Here is a 21,787-nt window from a genome sequence, read left to right on the forward strand (position 1 = left end):
CAGGTTATAGCCTGATGGTGAAAGGAAGTCTGCAGTTATACACATACCTTGTCTAATTGATTGACATAATGGTGCGATAGCTGGCGTTTATCGTGCAGGCGTGCGAAGTGTGACGCTGGTCAGATTTTACCCGTTTTTAACGGGCTGATAACGGGAGTTATCCCTGCATCAGACGCATACTTGCTGTTTGCAAGCAGCGAGGCGTAACCCTATGAAACAGCTGACCAGCCAGATCCACGCATTTGGCAAAGCGTTAATGATGCCTATTTCGGTCATCGCAGCCGCAGGGATTTTCCTTGGGCTGGCGGCGGCCATGCAGAACCCGGCCGTCACCGGCGAAGCCTTTGCGCAGATGCAGGTGCCGCAGCTCATCATCGGCTTTATCCGTAAGGTCGCCGGGGCGCTGTTTGCTAATCTGCCGCTTTTCTTTGCCGTGGCGACGGCTATCGGTCTGGCGAAGGCGGAGAAACCCACCGCCGCCTTTGCCGCCGTGATTGGCTATATCGTAATGAACGTCGGTATCAGCGCCAGCCTGGCGGCCAGAGGGATCACCGCAGCCACCACAACACCCGCTGCGCTGCAGCAGGCGGGGCTGGATCAGACTGCGGCGATGATGATGTCGGCGGAATACATCAGCATGCTGGGCGTCTTTACCTACAACATGAGCGTGCTGGGTGGGGTGATCGCCGGACTGATGACGGTGGTGCTGCACAATCGCTTTTACACGCAGTCACTCCCTACGGCGATCAGCTTCTTTAGCGGACGGCGGTTTGTGCCGATTGTCACCGTGGTCTGCCTGCCGCTGGTCGGGGTGCTGCTGGCGCTGATCTGGCCAACCATTGGCAGCGGTATCGCCTGGATAGGTCAGATGATCGGCAAAAGCGGGCAGTATGGCGCGTTTCTGCTGGGCACGTTCGAGCGCATCCTGATCCCCACCGGCCTGCATCACATCCTGAATGAAACCGTGCGGTTTACCCCCATCGGCGGCATGGCGGTCGTGGATGGACAGACGGTGGTCGGTGCGCTGAACATTTTTAATGCCTCGCTGACTCATCCGGGCGCGATCCCCGATGAGACGCTGCGTTCCGCCACGCAGTTCCTGGCCCAGGGAAAGATTCCGGTGATGATGTTTGGTTTGCCTGCCGCGGCGCTGGCGATCTACCACACCGCGCGACCGGAGCATAAGCAGCGGGTCAGGGCGCTGGTGATGGCCGGGGCGCTGACCTCATTCACCACGGGCATCACGGAACCGCTGGAGTTCTGTTTTATCTTTGTCTCGCCCGTGCTCTACCTGCTGCATGCGTTTCTCACCGGCCTGTCGTTTATGCTGATGTCAATGCTGCACCTGATGATCGGCAACGTACAGGGCGGCATTATCGACCTGGTGGTATTCGGCATGCTTGGCGGGGCAAAAACTCACTGGTGGTGGACGCTGGCGCTGGGCGCGATCTATGCGCCGGTTTACTACTACGCCTTCCGGCTGGTGATCACCCGGATGAACGTCGAGACGCCGGGCCGCGAGTCGGAGGAGGAGAAACCGCAGCAGGTTGCCGCCGATGAGCGCACCCGGGTGATTATCAGCGGTCTGGGCGGTCAGGCCAATATCGAAGATGTCGATTGCTGCTTTACCCGGCTGCGTGTACGGGTGAAAGCGATGAATCAGGTGGTCGATCAGACGCTGATGAGCACCGGTGCCAACGGCATCAATCGCGTCAGTGAGCACGACGTTCAGGTGATTTATGGCCCACAGGTCGAGAAGATTGCCAGCGAAGTAAAAATGGCGCTGGGTGTCGCCTGATCCGGCGATTCTGCGGCCTCACCGCGCGGCGGGCTGCTCACCCTCAGCGCCCGCCCGGGAGAACCTCTGTCGGTTGCCGCTCCGCTTATTGTAACTAAAAAAAGCGCGCCCCTAATGGGATGCGCTTTTTTGCCGATATAGCGACTCTGTCTTCCCTATTTTCGGAACGTTGTGATGTCGTTAAAAAAATCCTCCCTGATTATTTTCTCTTTCCTGCTGGTGCTGTTTCTGGCCAGCGTGGCGATCAGTACCTCGCTGCTGTTTCAGAGCAATCACTCCCTGAATGCGGTCAATAAAGAGATTCGCGTGGTGCTTTCCGTGATCGATCCGATCAACCACAGCCGCACGCTGCGTGTCCGCCTGATGGAGTACATGAAAGAGACAGAAGGCAGCGATGCCAGTAATCCCGCCACGCTGGATAGCGTGCGCACCGTTGCCGGTAAAGCGGATGCGGCCTTCCGGGCCTATATGGATGCCCCGCGTCTGCCGGGTGAAGAGGCGGAAGCAGAGGCCTATCGTCAGGCTTATCAGACGTATCGTCAGCAGGGGCTCCAGCCGCTAATTGAAGCCGCCGAAGCACACGATCAGCTACGTTTTAAAAACCAGATTGCCACCGTAGTTCGCCTTGATCGCCAGTATGAAATCATTCTGGACCGGGTGCTGGCGCAGCATGAGGCTTACGCCAGAAAACTGAACAGCGAGGCGCAGAGCCACTTCTCCACCGGCGTGATGTTACAGGTACTGTCGGGCGTGCTGTTCTTTGCCATCATCATCGCCATCTATCTCTTTATGAAGCGCTACGTGCTGGCGCCGCTTAACCATGCGCAGGCGCACTGCAAGCTGATCGCGGCGGGCGTACTGGACTCCACGGTGCCGGTCAAGGCAGGCTCACGCAGTGAAATTCAGCTGCTGATGGGCTCGCTGGAGCAGATGCGCAGCGCGCTGACCGCGATTATTCTTCAGGTGCGCGATTCGACCCATTCAGTCTCTACCGCCTCGCAGCAGATTGCGGCAGGCAACATCGATCTGGCCTCGCGAACCGAGCAGCAGGCTGCGGCCCTGACTGAAACTGCGGCCAGCATGGAGCAGTTGGCCGCAACGGTGAAACAGAATACCGAAAACGTGTTCGAAGCCTGCCGTCTGACCAGTGAGGCGGTGAAGAACGCAGAGAGTGGCGAAAAAGTGTCGCAGGAAGTGGTGGTGTCGATGGGACTCATCAACACCAGCTCGAAAAAGATCGAGGAGATCACCACGGTCATCGACAGCATCGCCTTCCAGACCAACATCCTGGCGCTGAACGCCGCCGTCGAAGCGGCCCGCGCGGGCGAGCAGGGGCGCGGATTTGCCGTGGTCGCGGGCGAGGTACGCAATCTGGCCCAGCGCAGCGCCACGGCCGCCAAAGAGATCGAGAGCCTGATTGCCGAATCAGTTTCGATTATCCGCACCGGCTCAGACCAGGTCAGCCGCACCGGTGAGGCGATGAACGCGATTATCTCTTCGGTCAGCCGCGTCAATGAGCTGATGGAACATATCTCTACCGCATCAGATGAGCAGAGCCGCGGCATCGGTCAGATCGAACAGGCGGTGACCGAGATGGACAGCGTCACCCAGCAGAACTCGGCGCTGGTGCAGGAGTCGGCAGCGGCCTCTGCCTCGCTGGAGGAGCAGGTGCAGTACCTGACACAGTCGGTCTCCACGTTCCGTCTGGCAAGCCATTAACAGGCGCAGGTAGCGCATACTGGCTTTCGCAAGGAGCCGGACAGGTTTCGGCTCCTTGCGGCTTCAAGGCGCGGTTGATTCAGCGCATGGTGACCAGGATATACCCGGCGTAAAACAGGATTTTTATCAGAGAGGGGCGTCATGCTCATCAGCACCGAGAATGCCCGCAGCGACAGCGCCGATACCCGCCTGGCCTGCACGCTGGCCGCCACCGCAGGCGCGCTGAATACTGCTGCCTTTGAGGTGGTCGGTTTTTTTTCCGCCAACATGACCGGGAATGTTTCGCTGCTCTCCGACCAGCTGGCTAAAGCGAATGCGGGGCCAGCCCTCTTTTTCCTGTCTGTGGTGCTGCTTTTTATTGCGGGATCCGCCTGTTCGACGCTGATCATTAATGCCGGACAGCGCCGGAATATCCGCACCATTTACGCCGCTGTCATTCTCATCGAGGGTGCCGCGCTGATGATCCTGGGGGGCGTGGAGCGCGCCTTTCCCGCGCATTCACCGGGTGTAATGTTAATCATGAGCCTGAGCTTCCTGATGGGGCTGCAGAATGCGGTGGTCACGCGGATCTCCAATGCACGGGTGCGGACGACCCATATCTCCGGCACGGCGACGGATATCGGTATCGAGCTGGCGATGCTGTTTGAGGTGCTTCGGCGCAAGGCGTCACCTAAAGAGACGCCACTCTATTTCAGCCGCCTGCGCCTGCACGCGCTGACACTGCTGTCGTTTCTCGCAGGCGGCGTGGCGGGAATAGGCCTCTACAGGCTCCTCGGCAACAACTTTCTGCTGCCGGTGGGGGGCGGATTGATCGGTCTGGCGCTGAAAACGATCTTTACCCGATCGGAAAAGTGAAGGGATGAGGTGCTGATTTTGTGGGGCCGTGTCGGGGGTGCGTCGTCCGATGCGCGACTTCGCCGCCTGTAACCATCTTCTGCACCAGGTCATCGTGATGATGCAGGCACGCCTGCTGAAGCCCCCGCTGTTCATCGGGCGGTCATCAGCAGAGGGCTTTTTTCAGTGGGGGACGGGTATCAGTCAAAGACACCGTTGATTACTGCGGTCACAACAGCCGTGCTCAGGGCAATCAGGACTAAATCGTTGCCCACAGCCCGCCACTCGTAGCCGGGATAATAGGGCAACGCATTAATCATCGACGCTGGCAGGCTTTTTTTCGCGATGCCCGGCGGTAACGGTTTACCACGCGCCACATTTTTTGCGATGCCCGGCGGCAGAGACGGGTAACCGACCAGACCATAGTTTACCGCCAGCGTTCGCGCCCGTGAGAAGGTAAGGTCCGCGCCGACACGATCAGGCTGCCCGTGGTTTTTACGTCCCTGTTGTCTCTCCTTCGGCTTATCATCATGGCGTCCCTGATTGCCGTGAGCGCCGTTATTCCCATGATTGCCATTGCCATTGCCATTGCCAGGGTTGGCATAGCCCGGCGAAGCAATAACGGCGAAACCCAGAACAACTGCCAGAAGTGAAAGAAGAGGGCGATGCTTTTGCATGAATCTGTCTCCTCAGATTAGCAGGACCGCTTTTATCTTTATTGAGTATGGACAGCAACAGGCCAGGATGTAAATGTCATCCCGGAAAAGCGATGCGAGTAAAGAGGGGGTCAGTGCGGAAAGTCCTCTGCCGCTGAGTCACGCAGGGTAAGGAGTGACCAGCAGCGCGCGATGCTGGCTGGCTGGCCCCCGAACCGTCCGTCAGCTGATACGCTGCCGCTGCTCCCGGCGATACTTGTGAAAATCCTCATCGCACTCAACGGAACAGAAGGCCGTGTCAGCCACGACAGACTCATCTTTACACCAGATGCACATGCCGTCAGGACTCAGCACTTTTGGCTTACGTGCCGCCAGAGAGGCGGCGAGATGCGCTTCTTCACGCTCCTGAGCTAAATCTATCTCATCCATAAACAGTCATAACCTCATCAAATTTTAACAATTCAAACATAAAACAGCTGCTGAAGGGAAACGCTTCGTTCTCCTGAAGCTGTGGGGTGACGTAGGGTTCATCATAGCGGCATCATTTCAGATTGCCTGAACAGGACAATCCCGCAGATTAGGGGGCAAACTGACGGCTCTCTTTTGCAACAGAATCAATCCAGGTCGGGTAACATCTCTGTCAGGTAACCGGCTGAGAGGCGATGTGTCCGCTGGTTTGAAGCCTGGCACTAATCGGCTTATCATGAGCATCGCCACGCCACGCAGATGCCTGCGAAATTAGCTGTACATCAGGCAGCAGATAAAAAACGCGCTGCATAAAATAATTAATCGTAAGTCGCTGATGGAAAAACAAAATCGACATTAAACAGCTTATATACCTGTGCAACCTGGAGCGCGAACGCCATTTCGGTCGTGCCGCCGAAGCCAGTTTCGTTACCCAGCCGACCCTTTCGATGCGCCTGAAAAATCTGGAGCGCGAGCTGGGTCTGCCGCTGATAAACCGCAGCAATAATTTCGCTGGTTTTACCCCTGAAGGCGATCGGGTGCTGGCGTGGGCCAGGGAGATCGTCTCGGTCTATCAGGGACTGAAGCTGGAAGTCGAGTCGCTGAAACATGGCGTGAACGGCACACTGCGGGTGGGCGTAGTGCCACAGTGCAGCATGGCGCTGCCGCTGCTGCTGAAGGCTGTCCAGGCCCGTTATCCTCAGCTCGACTACCGGATTGCCGTGCTCAGCGCCGATCAACTACTCGAAGCCCTCAACAGCCACACTGTGGATGTCGGGATCGGATTCTTTGAGATGGCAACCCTGCGGGAGCTTCATTTTCAGACCGAGATGCTGGCGGACAGAGGCGTTGAGGCGATATTCCACCCCGACTATTTCCCGGCGCTGGTGGGGGAGACGCCACTGGCACTCTCTGACCTGGCACAGCAGCCGCTCTGTCTGGCGGAACCGACGCGCTATTTCCGTCGCTATCTGGATATGGCTTTTCGTGAGACGGGGCTGGTGCCACGGGTGATCGTCGAGAGCGCCTCTGTGATGCAGCTGATGCAGTGCGCGCAGGTCGGTCTTGGCCTGCTGGTCTCCCCGGTCGGGCACCTGCTGCCCGCATCGTTGCAGGGGCTACAGCAGCGCGCGATTATACTGCCGCCGATGGCCCGTCAGGCGGCCCTGGTGATTGCCGAGCCGGGCCGCGCGACCCCGCTGGCACAGCACTTCTTCGACGAGGCGCGCGGCCTGCTGCCGGTCTGAGTATCTGCTACCGCGACTCACCCAGCGCGTAAAACAGACGGCTGTTCCAGTTGCCGATGGCAACACACTGAATCAGCGCGAACAGCGCCTCCGGCTCCCGGCCCGCCGCCATCAGCGGCTGCAGATGTGCGGCGCTGAAGCGTTCCGGCGACCGGGTGAGCTGCGCCGCCAGCGCAATGATCTGCTGCTGCTCGCCTGTGGCCCCGGCCTCATCCACCCCTTCGATTAATCTTTCATTCCCCGGCAGCAGCCGGAATCCCCAGCGGCTGCCCAGAATGCGGGCCGCGGTCGCCTCCGCCAGAGTTAAGTCCTGCGGCAGATGCTGACGCAGTTGCGCCCAGCCATAGAGTGCAGCGGGATCATGTGCCAGCAGCCAGACCGCCTCCTGCATGCCGGGCAATGGCTGACAGCGGGTAATGGCCGTAAGCTGTTCCGCACTGGCATAACGTAATTCCAGCGGTTTCAGCGCGGGCTGCCAGCGGCCAGGCTGGTCAAATCCGCTGGCGTCCGCATCCGGCGGGGCGGTACTGCCTGGCAGCCAGCGAACCGGCTGCGCCTGCAATGCCTGAAGTCCGGCGACCACTCGCGCCTGATAAGAGACAAAGCCGATCAGCTGGTTCAGCGTCACAATATCGGGCGCCGTCAGGCCAACCGCATCCAGTGCCGTGATCGCGCTGGCACCAATCAGCTCCGGCTGCATCGCCAGCTGGCGCGCATACTGCGTAATCTGGGTCAGACGATTATTACTCTCGCGTGAGGAGTCAGGCCCGGGCAGGGGATTGAGGCGTGCAGAGTAGTGATTACATAGCCGCTGAATCCCCGTAACCTGCGCCACCGTCAGCGCGGTGCTGAGGCGATCGTAAAGCGTCAGGGTGTGGGTGAGCGACGTCGCCACGCGATCGGGAAAAAGAAGCTGCGCCAGATCGCGCGCGGCCAGCAGAGCGGGCTGATGAGCGCGCAGCAGTGCCTGCATCTCCGCGTTATCACCGTGACAGCCCAGCAGGAAACGATCGTCAATATGGGCGGCCTCGGGTACCAGCGGCGCGGCCTGCGAGGTACGTGGACTGGTCTGGCTCTCGTAAAACCAGTGGTTATGGCCCGGATAGCGGCGTTGTTCCATGATCAATCCTTTTGCAGATTCGGGTTCGGCATGCAGCGGCAGAATCTGAAAATGTGCATAAACCGAAGGGCTGGCTTATCGTCGCTGATGGTCAGTCCGGGACAAAAGATTGATCGGTGATAATTAATAGCGTTACGGTATAACGACAGGAAAATCAGGCAGGAAGGGTGCGGCAGAGGGGAGGAAAAGGGCGAGCCAGGCTCGCCCTTCAGGAACTTATTTCAGTTCCAGTTCGTTCATAGCGGCGATGCTGAAGCCGCCATCAACGTGGACCACTTCACCGGTGATGCCGCCAGCGAGGTCAGAGCAGAGGAATGCTGCTGAGTTACCGACATCTTCGATGGTCACGGTACGGCGAATCGGGGTAACCGCTTCGCAGTGTGCCAGCATCTTACGGAAATCTTTGATGCCTGAGGCCGCCAGTGTGCGGATAGGACCTGCAGACACGGCGTTAACACGCACGCCTTCCGGGCCCATGGCGTTTGCCATGTAACGCACGTTTGCTTCCAGAGACGCTTTAGCCAGACCCATCACGTTGTAGTTCGGGATCGCGCGCTCAGCGCCCAGGTAAGAGAGCGTCAGCAGCGCAGAGTGCGGGTTCAGCATCTCGCGGCACTCTTTAGCCATAGCAACGAAGCTGTAGGCACTGATGTCATGCGCGATTTTGAAGCCTTCGCGGGTAACGGCGTTCACATAGTCGCCAACCAGCTGCTCGCCAGGGGCGAAACCGATAGAGTGAACGAAACCGTCAAATTTCGGCCAGGTTTTTGCCAGTTCAGTGAACAGAGATTTGATGCTCTCATCTTCGGCTACGTCACATGGCAGCACGATGTCTGAACCCAACTCTTTGGCAAACTCTTCCACACGACCTTTTAACTTGTCGTTCTGGTAGGTGAAAGCCAGCTCTGCGCCCTGTTTGTGCATCGCCTGTGCAATACCGTAGGCGATGGAAAGTTTACTGGCAACGCCAGTAATCAGAATGCGCTTACCGGAAAGAAAACCCATAGCTGTAATCCTTATGGTCATTGTAGTTGGCGGCCGCATGATTAAAAAGTAAGCGACCGACGTTAATCGACGTGCGGATTCTAGCACGTCTCTCATAAATCAGGTAAACCGGCCCGCAATTTCCGGGACAGGCGGCAAAAATCAGCGCTCGCGCCGCCAGGCTTCAGCACTTAACGCTTCACCAAAGTGGCTGCTGATCAGCCGACGGGTCAGATCGTGCAGCGGAGAGGCCAGCACATCGGCGGTGCCGCCACGTTCCACTACTTCGCCCTGATGCATCACCAGCACTTTGTCGCTGATGTGCTTCATCATCCCCAGATGCTGGGTGACATAGATGTAGGCGATGCCGTGCTTTTCCTGCAGCTCCAGCATCAGGTTCACCAGTTGGGAACGCATTGTCATGTCCAGCGATGCCAGTGCTTCGTCAGCCACAATCACCTTAGGTTGCAGGATCAGCGCACGCGCCAGCCCCAGACGCTGTTTCTGACCGGGCGCCAGCATATGCGGATAGTAGCCGGCGTGATCGCGCAGCAGGCCCACCTGGCGCAGCGTGGCGATAATGCGCTTTTCGCGCGCCTCAGCATCAAGATCGGTATTCAGCCGCAGGGGGAACTCCAGGATCTGGCTGATGCGCTGACGCGGGTTCAGCGAGGTGGACGGGTCCTGAAAAATCATGCGGATGCGCTGGCTGCGATAGCCATAATCGCCGAAGGTCAGCGGATGATCGTCAATCAGAATCTCCCCCTCGGTGGGCGCGACCATGCCGCTGAGCATCTTCGCCAGCGTGGATTTCCCGGAGCCATTTTCACCGATGATCGCCAGCGTCTGCCGCTCACGCAGGGTAAAGCTGACCGACTTCACCGCCTCAACGTGCTGACGACGAAACAGGCCTGTGCGATAGCGAAAGGTTTTACTCAGATTACGCACTTCGAGCAGGGTTTCCATGCTACTGGCCCTCCATATTCAGCGGGAAGTGACAGGCATAGAGGTGCGTTTTGCTGCCGGTCAGCCGGGGCGTCTCGATACATTTGCGCTGCGCATAGGGGCAGCGTGGCCCCAGACGACAGCCAATCGGCAGGCTCTCCAGCGACGGAATCGCGCCCGACAGCGTATTCAGGCGGCTCTTGTGCGGCAGGGCGCGACCAAAATCGGGCATTGCCCGAATCAGCGCCTGGGTATAGGGATGGTGCGGCGTGCTCATTAAATCTTCGCTCTGTGCGGTTTCCACCGTCTGGCCGCAGTACATCACATTAATGCGGTCAGCCCACTGGCTCATGGTGCGCAGGTCGTGGCTGATCAGCAGGATCGTGGTGTTATTATTCTGATTCAGGCGGCTCAGCAGGCGAAAAATCTGCGCCTGGGTGGTCGGCTCCATGGCGTTGGTCGGTTCATCGGCAATCAGCAGTCGCGGCTGGTTTGCCAGGGCAATGGCGATCATCACCTTCTGACACTCGCCTTCGGTCAGCTCATAGGGAAAGCTGCGCATAATATCTTTGTGATCTTTGATGCCGACGCGATGCAGCAGTTCGATGGCGCGGGTTTTACGCCAGAACCAGAAGCGTTTCAGCCAGGGACCTTTGTAGGTCCAGCGCGGAATAACCTGCATCAGCTGACGACCGATGCTCTCGGAGGGATCGAGACAGGATTGCGGCTCCTGAAAAATCATCGAGACGTTATGGCCGATGATGCGGCGGCGCTCGCGCGGCGTCAGGCGCAGCAGATCGACATCATCGAAGACCATGCGATCGGCGGTGACTCGCCAGTTATCATTGGTCACGCCGCAGATAGCCTTGGCGACCAGGCTTTTACCGGAGCCGGACTCGCCGACCAGCCCGCGGAGCTCGCCTTCGCCCAGTGTCAGATTGACACGATCGACCGCCTTGACCGGCCCGTCAGCGGTCATAAATTCAATGGTCAGATTACGGATATCAAGTAACGGCATTTATTCCACTCCCGCTTCGACGGCGCGACGGATGCCGTCACCGAGCAGGTTGATAATTAACACGCTGATCATCAGCGCCACGCCGGGCAGCATCACGGTCCAGGGGGCGACGTAAATCAGCTCCAGCGAATCACCCAGCATCGCACCCCATTCCGGTGAGGGCAGTTGTGCGCCCAGGTCGAGAAATCCCAGCGCCGCGATATCGAGAATCGCCATCGACAGTGCACGGGTAATCTCGGTGATCAACATCGGCAAAATGTTCGGCATGATGGCGTAGCGCAGGATATTGCGCCCGCTCGCCCCATCAAGACGCGCTGCCACCACATACTCTTTTTCCAGCTCATCGTGTACGGCGCTGTAAATCTCGCGTACCAGACGTGGCATCAGCGCCAGCCAGACCGCCAGCAGCGCATGTTCCAGCCGTGGCCCAAGAAATGCCACCACGATGATCGCCAGCAACAGCGACGGGATCGAAAGCAGGGTATCCAGCACATGGTTCATCACCGCTGAGCGGATGCCGTGCGTCATACCCGCCAGCACGCCCAGCACCAGCGCGCCCAGGGTAGCGAAGATCGTGACCAGCATCGCGGAGCCGACCGTCGGGCCCGCGCCGCTCAGCAGGCGGCTCAGGACATCACGGCCGAGATCGTCAGTCCCCAGAAAAAAGGAGACATCGCCGTAGCGGGACCAGGAGGGCGGCAGCAGCTGATAGCCCAGGAACTGCTGATCGATGCCGTAAGGCGCAATCAGGCCGCCAAAAAGGCAGAGCAGCAGCAGCGCGCCGAAGCCATACAGCCCGACCATCGAGATCGGTTTGCTGTAGAAGTGCTGCCAGCTCTGACGAAAGGCACTGGGCAGGCGTTTTTCGGCGTAGATATTATCGACGGGCATACCATTCCTTATGTTTCAGCGGATTCAGCGCCGCACCAATGACGTCAGAAATGACGTTGACCAGTATCACCAGCCCGCCGACTACCATCACACCGGCGGAGATCGCCGCATAATCCTGCTGACGAATCGCGTTGATCAGCCAGCGGCCGAGGCCAGGCCAGTTAAAGACCATCTCGGTGATCATCGCCAGTGTAATCATGGTCGAGAATTGCAGGCCCAGACGCGGGATCACCGGCGGCAGCGCATTGTGCAGCACATGGCGGCGGATCACCGTAAAGCGCGACAGACCGCGCGTGGCGGCCGCTTTAACATAGTTTTTATCCATTACGTCGCTGGTGCTGTTGCGCAGCAAGCGGATCACCTCCGTCGTCGGCGCCATCGCCAGCACCAGCACCGGCAGCACCAGGTGAGAGAGAGCGCTGACAATCATCTCGTGCCGCCACGGCGAAGGACTCAGCCAGGCGTCGATCAATGCAAAGCCCGAGATATTCTTCACCGGATAGAGCAAATCGTGGCGACCCGACACCGGCAGCCAGCCCAGAGTCAGCGAGAAGAAGAGCGTCAGCAGCAGCGCGAGCCAGAAAATCGGCGCAGAAAAGCCGAAAAGCGCCAGCGCACTGATGGTTTTATCCTGCCATTTATTGCGCATGACCCCGGCACAGATCCCCAGCGGGATCCCCACCAGCAGGGCAAACAGGAAGGCCAGGATGCATAACTCCATGGTCGCCGGGAAAACCTCACGCAGCTGCAGGCCAATCTCCTGTCCGTTGGTGCTGGAGACGCCGAAATCGAACTGCAGCATCCCTTTAAACCAGAACCACCAGGCGTCGGAGAGCGCCGCGCCTTCCAGCGGCGCATTGGGAGTGAAGTAGCTCAGGCTGAAGCTGACCAGCGACAGCAGAAACAGGGTAATGATCAGCAGCAGCAGACGCCGCAGAATATAGATAATCACTTACTTTTCCTTGTCGCTTTCACGATAAACCCCGGCAAAGGATGCGTTACCGAACGGACTCAGCACCAGCCCTTTAATATCATGCCGAAACGCCTGCAACCGTAACGAGGAGGCCAGCGGCAGCACCGGCAGCTCCTGCGCCAGAATCTGCTGTGCCTTGTCATAACTGTCGATGCGGCCAGCGAGCTGCTGGGATAACAGGGCATTCTGCAGCGTTTCATCGAAGGCGGGTGAGCACCAGTGGGCATAATTGGTCTGCGAACGAATTGCCGCACAGCTCAGCAGAGGCCGGAAGAAGCTGTCGGGGTCGTTGCTGTCCGTCGCCCAGCCCGAAAGCGTCAGATCGTGATTCATCGCCATCAGCTGCGCCTCCTGAAAACGGCCCTCTACCGGCACAATCGTCAGCCGGACACCCACCTGCGCCAGATCCGCCTGCAACAGTTCGGCGGTTTTCAGCGGGCTGGGATTCCAGGACTGGGAGGCGACCGGTACCACCAGCCGCAGATGCAAATCGCTGATCCCAAGCGAGGCCAGCGCCGCCCGGGACTTCGCCGGATCGTAGCTGGTGATGCGGGCATCGTTGTCGTAAGCCCAGGAGGCGCGCGGCAGGATAGAGGCCGCCGTTTCGGCGGTGCCGTAATAGATGGACTCCATCAGGCGTTCATTGTTGATCGCCAGCGCCAGCGCATGACGCACTTCCGGCCGGTCGAGCGGCGGTTTACGGGTATTAAAGGCCAGATAGGCGACGTTCATCCCGGGGCGCAGCGTCATCCGCAGACGAGGGTCGTCGCGCAGAATCGTCAGCTGGCTGGCCGCGGGATAGGCCAGCACGTCACATTCACCGGTTAACAATTTTGAGAGTCGTCCGGTGCCGCCCGAACCGAGATCGATCACCGCCTGTTGCAGGCGCGGCACGCCTTTCCAGTAGTGAGGATTCCGTGCCAGCCGGATGTACTGACCGGTGCGATATTCACTGAGCTGATAGGGACCGGTGCCGACCGGCTGCCGATCCAGCTCTTCCTGTCGTCCCTGCGCGGTAAGCTGATCGGCGTACTCTTTCGACAGCACGGGCGCATAGTGGGTCGCCATATGCCAGAGGAACGAGGCATCCGGGCTGTTCAGCCTGAACTCCACGGTCCGGTTGTCGATTTTTCTGACGCTCTGTACCGAATCCGCAAACTGCAGGCTGTCAAAGTAGGGGTAGTAGCCGCCATTGACGTTATGCCAGGGATGATGACGATCAAACATCCGGGCAAAGCTGAATACCACATCGTCGGCGTTGAGCGTGCGGGTCGGGCGGAACTGATTGGTCTGCTGAAACTGTACGCCGCTGCGCAGATGGAAGCGATAGGTCGCGCCGTTGTCGCGCACTTCCCATCCCGACGCCAGGTCGGGCTTGAGACGATAGGTATAGGGATCAACGTCCAGCAGCCGATCATAGAGCTGTGCCGCCAGCGTATCGACCGTCAGCCCGCTGCTGGCCATCTGCGGGTTAAAGGTGTTCAGCGTGCCGCTGACGCAATAGACAAAGCCGGTCTGGCGGATATCACCTGCCGGTGCCGACCACGCAGGGGCACTCAACGCACTGAGGCTCAGCAACAGCGAATACAGTAGTTTTGACATAGAACTCAACGATTTTGAGGCATTACGCAGAGTGTATCGCAAAGCGGGCGTTGTCCCAAAACCTGCGACGACTGCCAGCCTGATTTTCATCATCGTCGCGTAAAAAAGCACGCACAGAGGGTGTGGTAATGAGAAAAATTCTCAACTAAAGGTTTACAGATGATAATAAGAATGATTATTATTCATTGGCGATTCGACGGTGGCTCTGCCGGAGAAAAGCACGACATTGCTCACATTGCTTCCAGTATTGTTGCCCGCCCAATGGCGGGCTTTTTTTTGCTTTCAGCAGGGTATGCTCTCCCGTGCCCGGACAACGTCTTCTCCGGAGCCGCCACCCGTCATCTGGCCTCAAGGCTGCCAGAGAGGAAATGAGCAGCGGAGCCTGCCGATCAGATTTCGGCTTTGATATCGTGCTTTTTCATCATCGCGCGTAGCTGATGATAGGTAACGCCGAGTAAACCGGCGGCGCGGCGCTGGTTATAACGCGCCTGATGCAGGCTGGCTTCGACCAGATCGCGCTCCTGCTGATTCTGCCACTGCCGCAGATCCAGCGGCAGCGCGGGCAGGGCGCTGCTTTCAGCCGCCTGGCTGGCGGGCAGAAGCGCGACCGGCTCCTGCCGCGCCGCGAACGGGTTAATAATCACCTTATCCAGCGGCTGCTCGCTGCTGTTATGACGATAGACCGACCGCTCCACCACATTTTTCAGTTCGCGAACGTTACCCGGCCAGTGATAGTCGAGCAGCGCCTGCTGGGCGCGCGGCGTAAATCCCGGAAAGAGCAGCAGGCCAAGCTCGCGGCACATCTGGATAGCGAAATGCTCAGCCATCACCAGAATATCGCTGCGGCGCTCGCGCAGAGGCGGCAGCTGCACCACATCAAATGCCAGACGATCCAGCAGGTCGGCGCGGAATTTTCCTGCCGCGGCCAGGGCGGGCAAATCTTCATTGGTCGCGCAGACCAGCCGGACGTTTACCTGCAGGGAGTGGTTGCCGCCGACACGCTCCAGCTGCCCGTACTCAATTACCCTGAGCAGCTTTTCCTGCACCAGCATCGGCGCGGTTGCCAGCTCATCCAGAAACAGCGTGCCGCCGTCTGCACGCTCAAAACGCCCCAGATGGCGCTTCTGCGCGCCGGTAAAGGCGCCCGCCTCATGCCCGAAGAGTTCGGAGTCCAGCAGATTTTCATTCAGCGCGGCACAGTTCAGCGAGATAAACGGGCCCTGCCAGCGGTCAGAGAGATAGTGCAGGCGGCTGGCGATGAGCTCTTTACCCGTTCCGCGTTCACCCGTCACCAGCACCGGCTTCTCCAGCGGAGCCAGCTTAGAAACCTGCTCCAGTACTTCCAGAAAATTGTTCGACTCGCCCAGAAGATTATCGTTTGATCCTGTCATGATGAATTTCGCCACCCATTAATCATTTTGACTATCTTAGAGCAAGCTGAAAGGCCTGTAAAATTTCAAATTCATTTAATATCAGTGGCTTATAAAATTGGCACGCATCTTGTATGAACCAGGCAGAGCAACAGAAATGTAAAACATCAAAAGAGGAACAGCATTATGGGTATTTTTTCTCGTTTCGCCGATATCGTGAACGCCAACATCAATTCCCTGCTGGAGCGCGCGGAAGATCCGCAGAAGCTGGTCCGGCTCATGATTCAGGAGATGGAAGACACCTTAGTCGAAGTGCGCTCCACCTCTGCACGGGCGCTGGCAGAAAAGAAACAGCTGTCACGCCGCATCGAACAGGCTGAGATTCAGCAGGCTGAATGGCAGGAAAAAGCGGAGCTGGCGCTGCGCAAAGATAAAGAAGATCTGGCCCGCTCTGCGCTGATTGAAAAACAGAAACTCACCGATCTTATCGCGTCACTGAAGCAGGAAGTGAGTCAGGTTGAAGAGACGCTGGAGCGTATGAAAGGCGAGATTGGTGAGCTGGAGAAAAAACTCAGCGAGACCCGTGCCCGTCAGCAGGCGCTGACCCTGCGTCACCAGGCCGCCTCCTCTTCCCGCGATGTCCGTCGTCAGCTGGACAGCGGTAAAATTGATGAAGCGATGGCGCGATTTGAGTCTTTCGAACGTCGCATCGATCATATGGAAGCGGAAGCGGAGAGCCACGGTTTTGGTAAGCCGAAAACGCTGGACCAGCAGTTCACTGACCTGAAAGCAGACGATGAGATCAGTCAGCAGCTCAACGCGCTGAAAGCCAGAATGAACCGCGGTGAGTAATTGTCGACGTTGCGATAGTGATTAAGGAGAGTCAATGAGCGCACTTTTTCTCGCCATACCCTTAACGATCTTTGTGCTGTTTGTTGCACCGATCTGGTTATGGCTGCATTACAGCAACAAGCGCAATGGCGGTTCGGAGCTGTCTCAAAGCGAAATCCAGCGTCTGCAGCGCGCCACTCAGGACGCGCAGCGGATGCGCGAACGGATTGATGCGCTGGAGGCCATTCTGGACGCCGAACATCCAAACTGGAGGCAGCCATGATCATGAAGGGCCGTAAGCTGTGGCGCAAACCTGCTGAAGGAAAACTGATGGGGGTCTGCGCAGGCCTGGCGGAGTATCTGGATATTCCGGTGCGTCTGCTGCGGGTCATCGTCGTGTTATCCCTGTTCTTTGGCCTGTTTCTTTTTACCGTCATTGCCTATTTTGTACTGGGGTTTGTGCTGGATGAGAAACCCGCCACTGTCACGGAGGAGGCGCGCCAGCCCAGCGCCAGCGAACTGCTGGACCAGCTGGAAAGCGCCCTGCAGCGTGATGAAGGCAGCGTGCGTGACATAGAACGCTATGTCACCTCTGAAACCTTCAGTGTGCGCAGCCGTTTCCGTCAGATCTGATACGCTGTTTCCGGGCCGCTTCCGGCCCGTATGCCAACCCGATGGAGGTGTTAATGTCCTATTCGCGATCCACTGCTTTTCGTCACCGCGCGACACCTGCATTGAAGTCGGCGGCTAAATTTATCATTATCAATGCGGTGACTTATGGTCCGGCTGGGGTGACCGGCTGGGCAGTGAAATCGGTAGCGCGACGCCCGTTACGTCTGCTGCTGGCGGTGGCGCTGGAGCCACTGCTGAAGCGCGTCATGAACCGCATGGCGTCGCGCTTCATCAGGGAGAAAGATGAAAAGACTGCAAACTGAATTGATGGCGTTGATGAACCGTGGCGTCGATCGCCATCTGCGTCTGGCCGTAACCGGGCTAAGCCGCAGCGGAAAAACGGCATTCATCACCTCACTGGTTAATCAGCTTTTAACGGTACACAGCGGCGCACGTTTGCCGCTGTTTTCCGTGGTGCGGGATGAGCGTCTGTTAGGGGTAAAGCGGGTGCCGCAGCGCGACATGGGCACGGCGCGCTTTACCTACGACGAAGGACTGGCCCAGCTTTACAGCCAGCCGCCCGCCTGGCCCACGCCGACCCGCGGCGTTAGCGAAATGCGGCTGGCGCTGCGCTACCGTCCGGGTGATTCGCTGCTGCGCCACCTGAAAGAGACCGCAACGCTCTATCTGGAGATCGTCGACTACCCCGGCGAATGGCTGCTGGATCTGCCGATGCTGGCGCAGGATTACCTCGCCTGGTCGCGGCAGATGAACGGGCTGCTGCAGGGCGATCGCGCGGCGTGGGCAAAGCCCTGGCGCGCGCTGTGTGAAAAGTTCGATCCGCTGGCACCCGCCGATGAGACGCTGCTGGCAGAGATCGCTGCCGCCTGGACCGACTATCTGCACCGCTGTAAATCCGAAGGCCTGCACTTTATTCAGCCTGGCCGCTTCGTGCTGCCCGGCGATATGGCGGGGGCGCCTGCGCTGCAGTTTTTCCCGCTGCCCGTGCTGGATGAGACACAACTCGCGAGGCTGACCCAGGCTGACAAGGGCAGCAATTTCAGCATGCTCCAGCAGCGGTTTAACTACTACTGTCAGCATGTGGTGAAAGGCTTTTATAAAAATCATTTCCTCCGCTTCGATCGCCAGATCGTGCTGGTCGACTGCCTCCAACCGCTCAACAGCGGACCTCAGGCGTTTAACGATATGCGGCTGGCGCTGACCCAGCTGATGCAGAGCTTTCATTACGGGCAGCGCACGCTGTTCCGCCGTCTGTTTTCACCGGTGATCGACCGACTGCTGTTTGCGGCCACCAAGGCGGATCACATTACCAGCGATCAGCATGGCAACATGGTCTCGCTGCTGCAGCAGCTGGTGCAGGATGCCTGGCAGAACGCCGCATTCGAAGGCATCAGCATGGATTGTATCGGTCTGGCGTCGGTGCAGGCGACGCAGAGCGGGCTGGTCGATCACCGGGGTGAGAAAATCCCGGCCCTGCGCGGCCACCGGCTGGCGGATGGCGAACCGCTGACCGTCTACCCCGGCGAAGTGCCGCCGCGCCTGCCGGGGCACGCTTTCTGGCAGCAGCAGGGTTTTCAGTTTGAACAGTTCCGGCCGCAGCAGCTCGATGTCGATCGTCCGCTGCCGCATATCCGCATGGATGCCGCGCTGGAATTTTTGTTGGGAGACAAATTACGATGAGTGAACCGCTGAAGCCGCGTATCGACTTTGCCCGCCCGCTGGATGAGAGCACGCACACGCCGCTGCGTCCGGCACAGAGTTTTGACCCGGAAGCGCAGGCGGCGTTTCTGGCGGTACCGGATGACGACGTGGCCGTTGAAGAGGAGGGCGCGGGTGAACGGGCGGTGGAAGCGGCGCTGAAACCCCGCCGCAGCCTGTGGCGCAAACTGGTTACCGCAGGCGCGCTGCTGTTTGGTGTCAGCGTGGTTGCGCAGGGCGTGCAGTGGACACATGACGCCTGGCTCGCCCGCGACTGGTTTTCACTCGGCAGCGGCGTCGCGGGCGGCCTGGTCGTGCTGGCGGGTGCCGGCGCGCTGACCGCCGAATGGCGTCGACTCTGGCAGCTGCGTCAGCGTGCGGAAGAGCGGGATGTGGGCCGTGAGCTGCTGCAGAGCCACGGCATCGGTAAAGGCCGCGCATTCTGCGAAAAGCTGGCACGGCAGGCGGAGCTGGATCAGGCGCATCCGGCGCTGCAGCGCTGGCACGCCTCGCTGCATGAAACCCACAACGACAGTGAAATTGCCCGGTTATATGCGCAGCTGGTCCAGCCGGTGCTGGATCGCCAGGCGCGGCGTGAAATCAGTCGTCATGCGGCCGAAGCCACGCTGATGATTGCGGTCAGTCCGCTGGCGCTGGTGGATATGGCCTTTATCGCCTGGCGCAACCTGCGGCTGGTGAATCGTATCGCGGCGATATACGGGATTGAGCTGGGCTACTTCAGCCGCATCCGGCTGTTCCGGCTGGTGCTGATCAATATGGCGTTTGCCGGTGCATCAGAGCTGGTCAGAGAGGTAGGGATGGACTGGATGTCACAGGATATTGCCGCCCGGCTGTCGACCCGTGCCGCGCAGGGCATCGGCGCGGGACTGCTGACGGCGCGGCTGGGCATCAAAGCGATGGAACTCTGCCGTCCTTTACCCTGGCTGGAGCAGGATAAACCGCGACTCGGCGATTTTCGCCGCGAGCTGCTGGGCCAGATGAAAGAGGCGTTGCAGAAGGGCGGCAATAAGTCCGCCTGACGTGCAGAGAACAGACTAAAGGCGGCCTGGCCGCCTTTAGTCATTACTGTGGCTGGCGAAGCACCTGCCGCGAATCGATAGTGAGACAGGTTCCCGGACAGGCTGCTTCATCGGTGATCACCGGATCCGCTGGCAGCGTAAAGGCCATCCCGTTTTTCTCCCGGATAAAGTGCGCCATTCCCTTAAGGATTTACTCTTCTGACTGCACATGCATCCGCCTCCGTACAAAAGCGCGCCAACCGCGCCTGTACTGTCAACTTTTCCTGACAGATCCCTTTCTGCGGGCGTGGGAGTTAGCGTATTATTCTCCTATCTGAACCTGATTAAGGCGAACGCAATGCGTCTGGAAGTGTTCTGTCAGGACCGTATCGGTCTGACGCGTGAACTGCTCGATCTGCTGGTGGCACGCAACATCGATTTACGTGGAATAGAAATCACGGCGCTGGGGCGGATCTACCTCAATTTTGCTGCACTGGAATTCGACGCCTTCAGTAACCTGATGGCGGAGATCAGGCGTACACCTGGCGTAACAGATGTGCGCACCGTAACGTACATGCCCTCTGAACGCGAACATCGTGCGCTCACGGCGCTGCTGGTAGCAATGCCGGATCCGGTCTTCTCTGTCGATCTGAAAAGTAAGGTTGAGCTGGCTAACCCGGCCGCACTGAACCTGTTTAACCTCGATGAAGAGAAGATGCGCAACGTCAGTGCGGGTAATCTGATCAACGGGTTTAACTTCATGCGCTGGCTGGAGAGCGACCGGGTTGAAGCGCAGGCGCAGCATGTCGTCATTGAAGGCCGCGATTTTCTGATGGAAGCCCGGCCGATTTACCTGCCGGGCGAAGAGGGCCAGGGCGACAGGCCGGTAGGGGCGATGGTGATGCTGAAGTCAACAGCCCGCATGGGGCGTCAGCTGCAGAATCTGGTGGTCACTGACGAATCGGAGTTTGACCATATCATTGCGGTTACGCCGAAGATGCGACAGGTAGTCGATCAGGCGCGCAAACTGGCGATGCTGGACGCGCCCCTGCTGATCGTCGGTGACACCGGCACCGGCAAAGATATGCTGGCTCGCGCCTGTCATCTGCGCAGCGCCCGCGGGAAAAACCCTTTCCTGGCACTGAACTGCGCCTCGCTGCCCGACGACGTCGCGGAAAGCGAACTGTTTGGTCATGCCGCTGGCGCCTATCCGAACGCGCTGGAAGGAAAGAAAGGCTTTTTTGAGCAGGCTAATGGCGGTTCCGTCCTGCTGGATGAGATCGGGGAGATGTCGCCGAGAATGCAGACCAAGCTGCTGCGTTTCCTGAACGATGGCACCTTCCGGCGCGTCGGCGAAGAGCATGAAGTGCATGTTAATGTGCGGGTCATCTGCGCCACGCAGAAGAACCTCATCGAGCTGGTGCAGCGCGGGGAGTTTCGTGAAGATCTCTTTTACAGGCTCAACGTGCTGACGCTGCAACTGCCGCCTCTGCGCGATCGTCCTCAGGATATCCTGCCGCTGACCGAGATGTTCGTCGCCCGCTTTGCCGATGAGCAGGGGATGGCGCGCCCGCGTCTCTCTCCGCAGCTCAACGCGTTTCTGACCCGCTATGCCTGGCCGGGCAACGTGCGTCAGTTAAAGAACGCTCTCTATCGCGCGCTGACCCAGCTTGAAGGCTATGAGCTGCGGCCGCAGGATATCGTCCTGCCTGAACAGGCGCTGGATGTATCGCTGGGCGATGAGGCGCTGGAGGGCACGCTGGACCAGATTACCAGCCGCTTTGAACGTTCGATCCTGACGCGGCTCTACCTCTCCTATCCCAGCACGCGCAAACTGGCGAAACGGCTTGGCGTGTCCCACACCGCTATCGCGAATAAGCTGCGGGAATATGGTCTGGGGCAGAAACGCACGGAAAACGAATAAGAGAGGAGAGGGATTGCCAGCAGAGTCAGGCTTATCTGGCTCAGGGGCAGGACGCACCGC

21 protein-coding genes are annotated in these 21,787 nt (G+C 58.9%); 11 read left to right on the forward strand and 10 right to left on the reverse strand.

The features are described from left to right. The first annotated feature begins 211 nt into the window (after positions 1-211). The 3 genes from ACNY69_RS08865 (at position 212) to ACNY69_RS08875 (ending at position 4,372) form a co-directional block, all read left to right on the forward strand. Complete coding sequence (locus ACNY69_RS08865; protein WP_418797971.1) at positions 212-1,798, forward strand: PTS transporter subunit EIIC; 1,587 nt, start codon at positions 212-214, stop codon at positions 1,796-1,798. A 174-nt stretch (positions 1,799-1,972) separates the two neighbouring features. After that, positions 1,973-3,517, forward strand: coding sequence for a methyl-accepting chemotaxis protein (locus ACNY69_RS08870; RefSeq protein WP_418797973.1), 1,545 nt, complete (start codon positions 1,973-1,975; stop codon positions 3,515-3,517). A gap of 141 nt (positions 3,518-3,658) precedes the next feature. Then, positions 3,659-4,372, forward strand: coding sequence for a YoaK family protein (locus ACNY69_RS08875; RefSeq protein WP_111139466.1), 714 nt, complete (start codon positions 3,659-3,661; stop codon positions 4,370-4,372). 179 nt (positions 4,373-4,551) lie between these two features. Here the strand turns inward: ACNY69_RS08875 and ACNY69_RS08880 are convergent, their stop codons facing one another. Together ACNY69_RS08880 and ACNY69_RS08885 are read right to left on the reverse strand one after the other, a co-directional pair. After that, complete coding sequence (locus tag ACNY69_RS08880) at positions 4,552-5,028, reverse strand: anti-virulence regulator CigR family protein (protein WP_418797976.1); 477 nt, start codon at positions 5,026-5,028, stop codon at positions 4,552-4,554. 201 nt (positions 5,029-5,229) lie between these two features. Next, positions 5,230-5,436 (reverse strand): TraR/DksA C4-type zinc finger protein, encoded by a 207-nt coding sequence (locus tag ACNY69_RS08885; protein WP_111139468.1) that lies wholly within the window; start codon positions 5,434-5,436, stop codon positions 5,230-5,232. Positions 5,437-5,822: 386 nt separating this feature from the next. On the opposite strand from ACNY69_RS08885, the gene ACNY69_RS08890 reads away from it, so the two are divergent. Continuing rightward, positions 5,823-6,719, forward strand: coding sequence for a LysR family transcriptional regulator (locus ACNY69_RS08890; protein ID WP_111139470.1), 897 nt, complete (start codon positions 5,823-5,825; stop codon positions 6,717-6,719). Positions 6,720-6,726: 7 nt separating this feature from the next. Here ACNY69_RS08890 and ACNY69_RS08895 read toward each other — a convergent pair whose 3' ends face one another. The 8 genes from ACNY69_RS08895 to pspF form a co-directional block, all read right to left on the reverse strand. Then, entirely contained in the window at positions 6,727-7,839 is a 1,113-nt protein-coding gene (locus ACNY69_RS08895) for a CMD domain-containing protein (protein WP_293770240.1), read from the reverse strand. A gap of 216 nt (positions 7,840-8,055) precedes the next feature. Beyond that, positions 8,056-8,844, reverse strand: a complete 789-nt coding sequence (fabI, locus tag ACNY69_RS08900) for an enoyl-ACP reductase FabI (RefSeq protein ID WP_111139472.1) — start codon at positions 8,842-8,844, stop codon at positions 8,056-8,058. A gap of 141 nt (positions 8,845-8,985) precedes the next feature. Then, positions 8,986-9,789 carry a putrescine export ABC transporter ATP-binding protein SapF gene (sapF, locus tag ACNY69_RS08905; protein WP_111139473.1) on the reverse strand — a complete coding sequence of 268 codons (804 nt, stop codon included), beginning with the start codon at positions 9,787-9,789 and terminating at the stop codon, positions 8,986-8,988. Position 9,790: 1 nt separating this feature from the next. Next, positions 9,791-10,786, reverse strand: coding sequence for a putrescine export ABC transporter ATP-binding protein SapD (sapD, locus tag ACNY69_RS08910; protein WP_418797980.1), 996 nt, complete (start codon positions 10,784-10,786; stop codon positions 9,791-9,793). Further along, positions 10,787-11,677, reverse strand: a complete 891-nt coding sequence (sapC, locus tag ACNY69_RS08915; protein ID WP_111139475.1) for a putrescine export ABC transporter permease SapC — start codon at positions 11,675-11,677, stop codon at positions 10,787-10,789. After that, a complete protein-coding gene (sapB, locus tag ACNY69_RS08920) occupies positions 11,664-12,629 on the reverse strand; it encodes a putrescine export ABC transporter permease SapB (RefSeq protein WP_111139476.1) in 966 nt (321 codons plus the stop codon). Before sapB ends, sapC begins: the two co-directional genes overlap by 14 nt. Further along, positions 12,630-14,252, reverse strand: coding sequence for an ABC transporter substrate-binding protein SapA (sapA, locus tag ACNY69_RS08925; protein ID WP_111139477.1), 1,623 nt, complete (start codon positions 14,250-14,252; stop codon positions 12,630-12,632). It lies immediately after the preceding gene. Positions 14,253-14,641: 389 nt separating this feature from the next. Further along, complete coding sequence (gene pspF, locus ACNY69_RS08930) at positions 14,642-15,643, reverse strand: phage shock protein operon transcriptional activator (protein ID WP_111139479.1); 1,002 nt, start codon at positions 15,641-15,643, stop codon at positions 14,642-14,644. 165 nt (positions 15,644-15,808) lie between these two features. Between pspF and pspA the strand changes: the two genes are divergently transcribed. The 7 genes from pspA to tyrR all read left to right on the forward strand — a co-directional run bounded on the left by pspA (position 15,809) and on the right by tyrR (position 21,727). After that, a complete protein-coding gene (pspA, locus tag ACNY69_RS08935; RefSeq protein ID WP_293770223.1) occupies positions 15,809-16,474 on the forward strand; it encodes a phage shock protein PspA in 666 nt (221 codons plus the stop codon). A gap of 34 nt (positions 16,475-16,508) precedes the next feature. Next, on the forward strand, positions 16,509-16,736 hold the full coding sequence (gene pspB / locus ACNY69_RS08940) for an envelope stress response membrane protein PspB (RefSeq protein ID WP_418797984.1): 228 nt from the start codon (positions 16,509-16,511) through the stop codon (positions 16,734-16,736). Next, positions 16,736-17,086 carry an envelope stress response membrane protein PspC gene (gene pspC / locus ACNY69_RS08945; protein WP_111139511.1) on the forward strand — a complete coding sequence of 117 codons (351 nt, stop codon included), beginning with the start codon at positions 16,736-16,738 and terminating at the stop codon, positions 17,084-17,086. Before pspB ends, pspC begins: the two co-directional genes overlap by 1 nt. Positions 17,087-17,139: 53 nt before the next feature. Beyond that, positions 17,140-17,388: a phage shock protein PspD gene (gene pspD, locus ACNY69_RS08950; RefSeq protein ID WP_293770218.1), complete on the forward strand. Its 249-nt coding sequence runs from the start codon at positions 17,140-17,142 to the stop codon at positions 17,386-17,388. Further along, positions 17,369-18,766: a YcjX family GTP-binding protein gene (locus ACNY69_RS08955; protein ID WP_111139482.1), complete on the forward strand. Its 1,398-nt coding sequence runs from the start codon at positions 17,369-17,371 to the stop codon at positions 18,764-18,766. The genes pspD and ACNY69_RS08955 overlap by 20 nt, the downstream gene beginning before the upstream one ends. Next, a complete protein-coding gene (locus ACNY69_RS08960; protein ID WP_418797987.1) occupies positions 18,763-19,824 on the forward strand; it encodes a TIGR01620 family protein in 1,062 nt (353 codons plus the stop codon). Before ACNY69_RS08955 ends, ACNY69_RS08960 begins: the two co-directional genes overlap by 4 nt. Before the next feature lie 337 nt (positions 19,825-20,161). Continuing rightward, positions 20,162-21,727, forward strand: a complete 1,566-nt coding sequence (gene tyrR / locus ACNY69_RS08965) for a transcriptional regulator TyrR (protein ID WP_293770213.1) — start codon at positions 20,162-20,164, stop codon at positions 21,725-21,727. Positions 21,728-21,787: the final 60 nt, after the last annotated feature.

Source organism: Pantoea graminicola, from assembly GCF_048452665.1.
Lineage (GTDB): Bacteria > Pseudomonadota > Gammaproteobacteria > Enterobacterales > Enterobacteriaceae > Pantoea.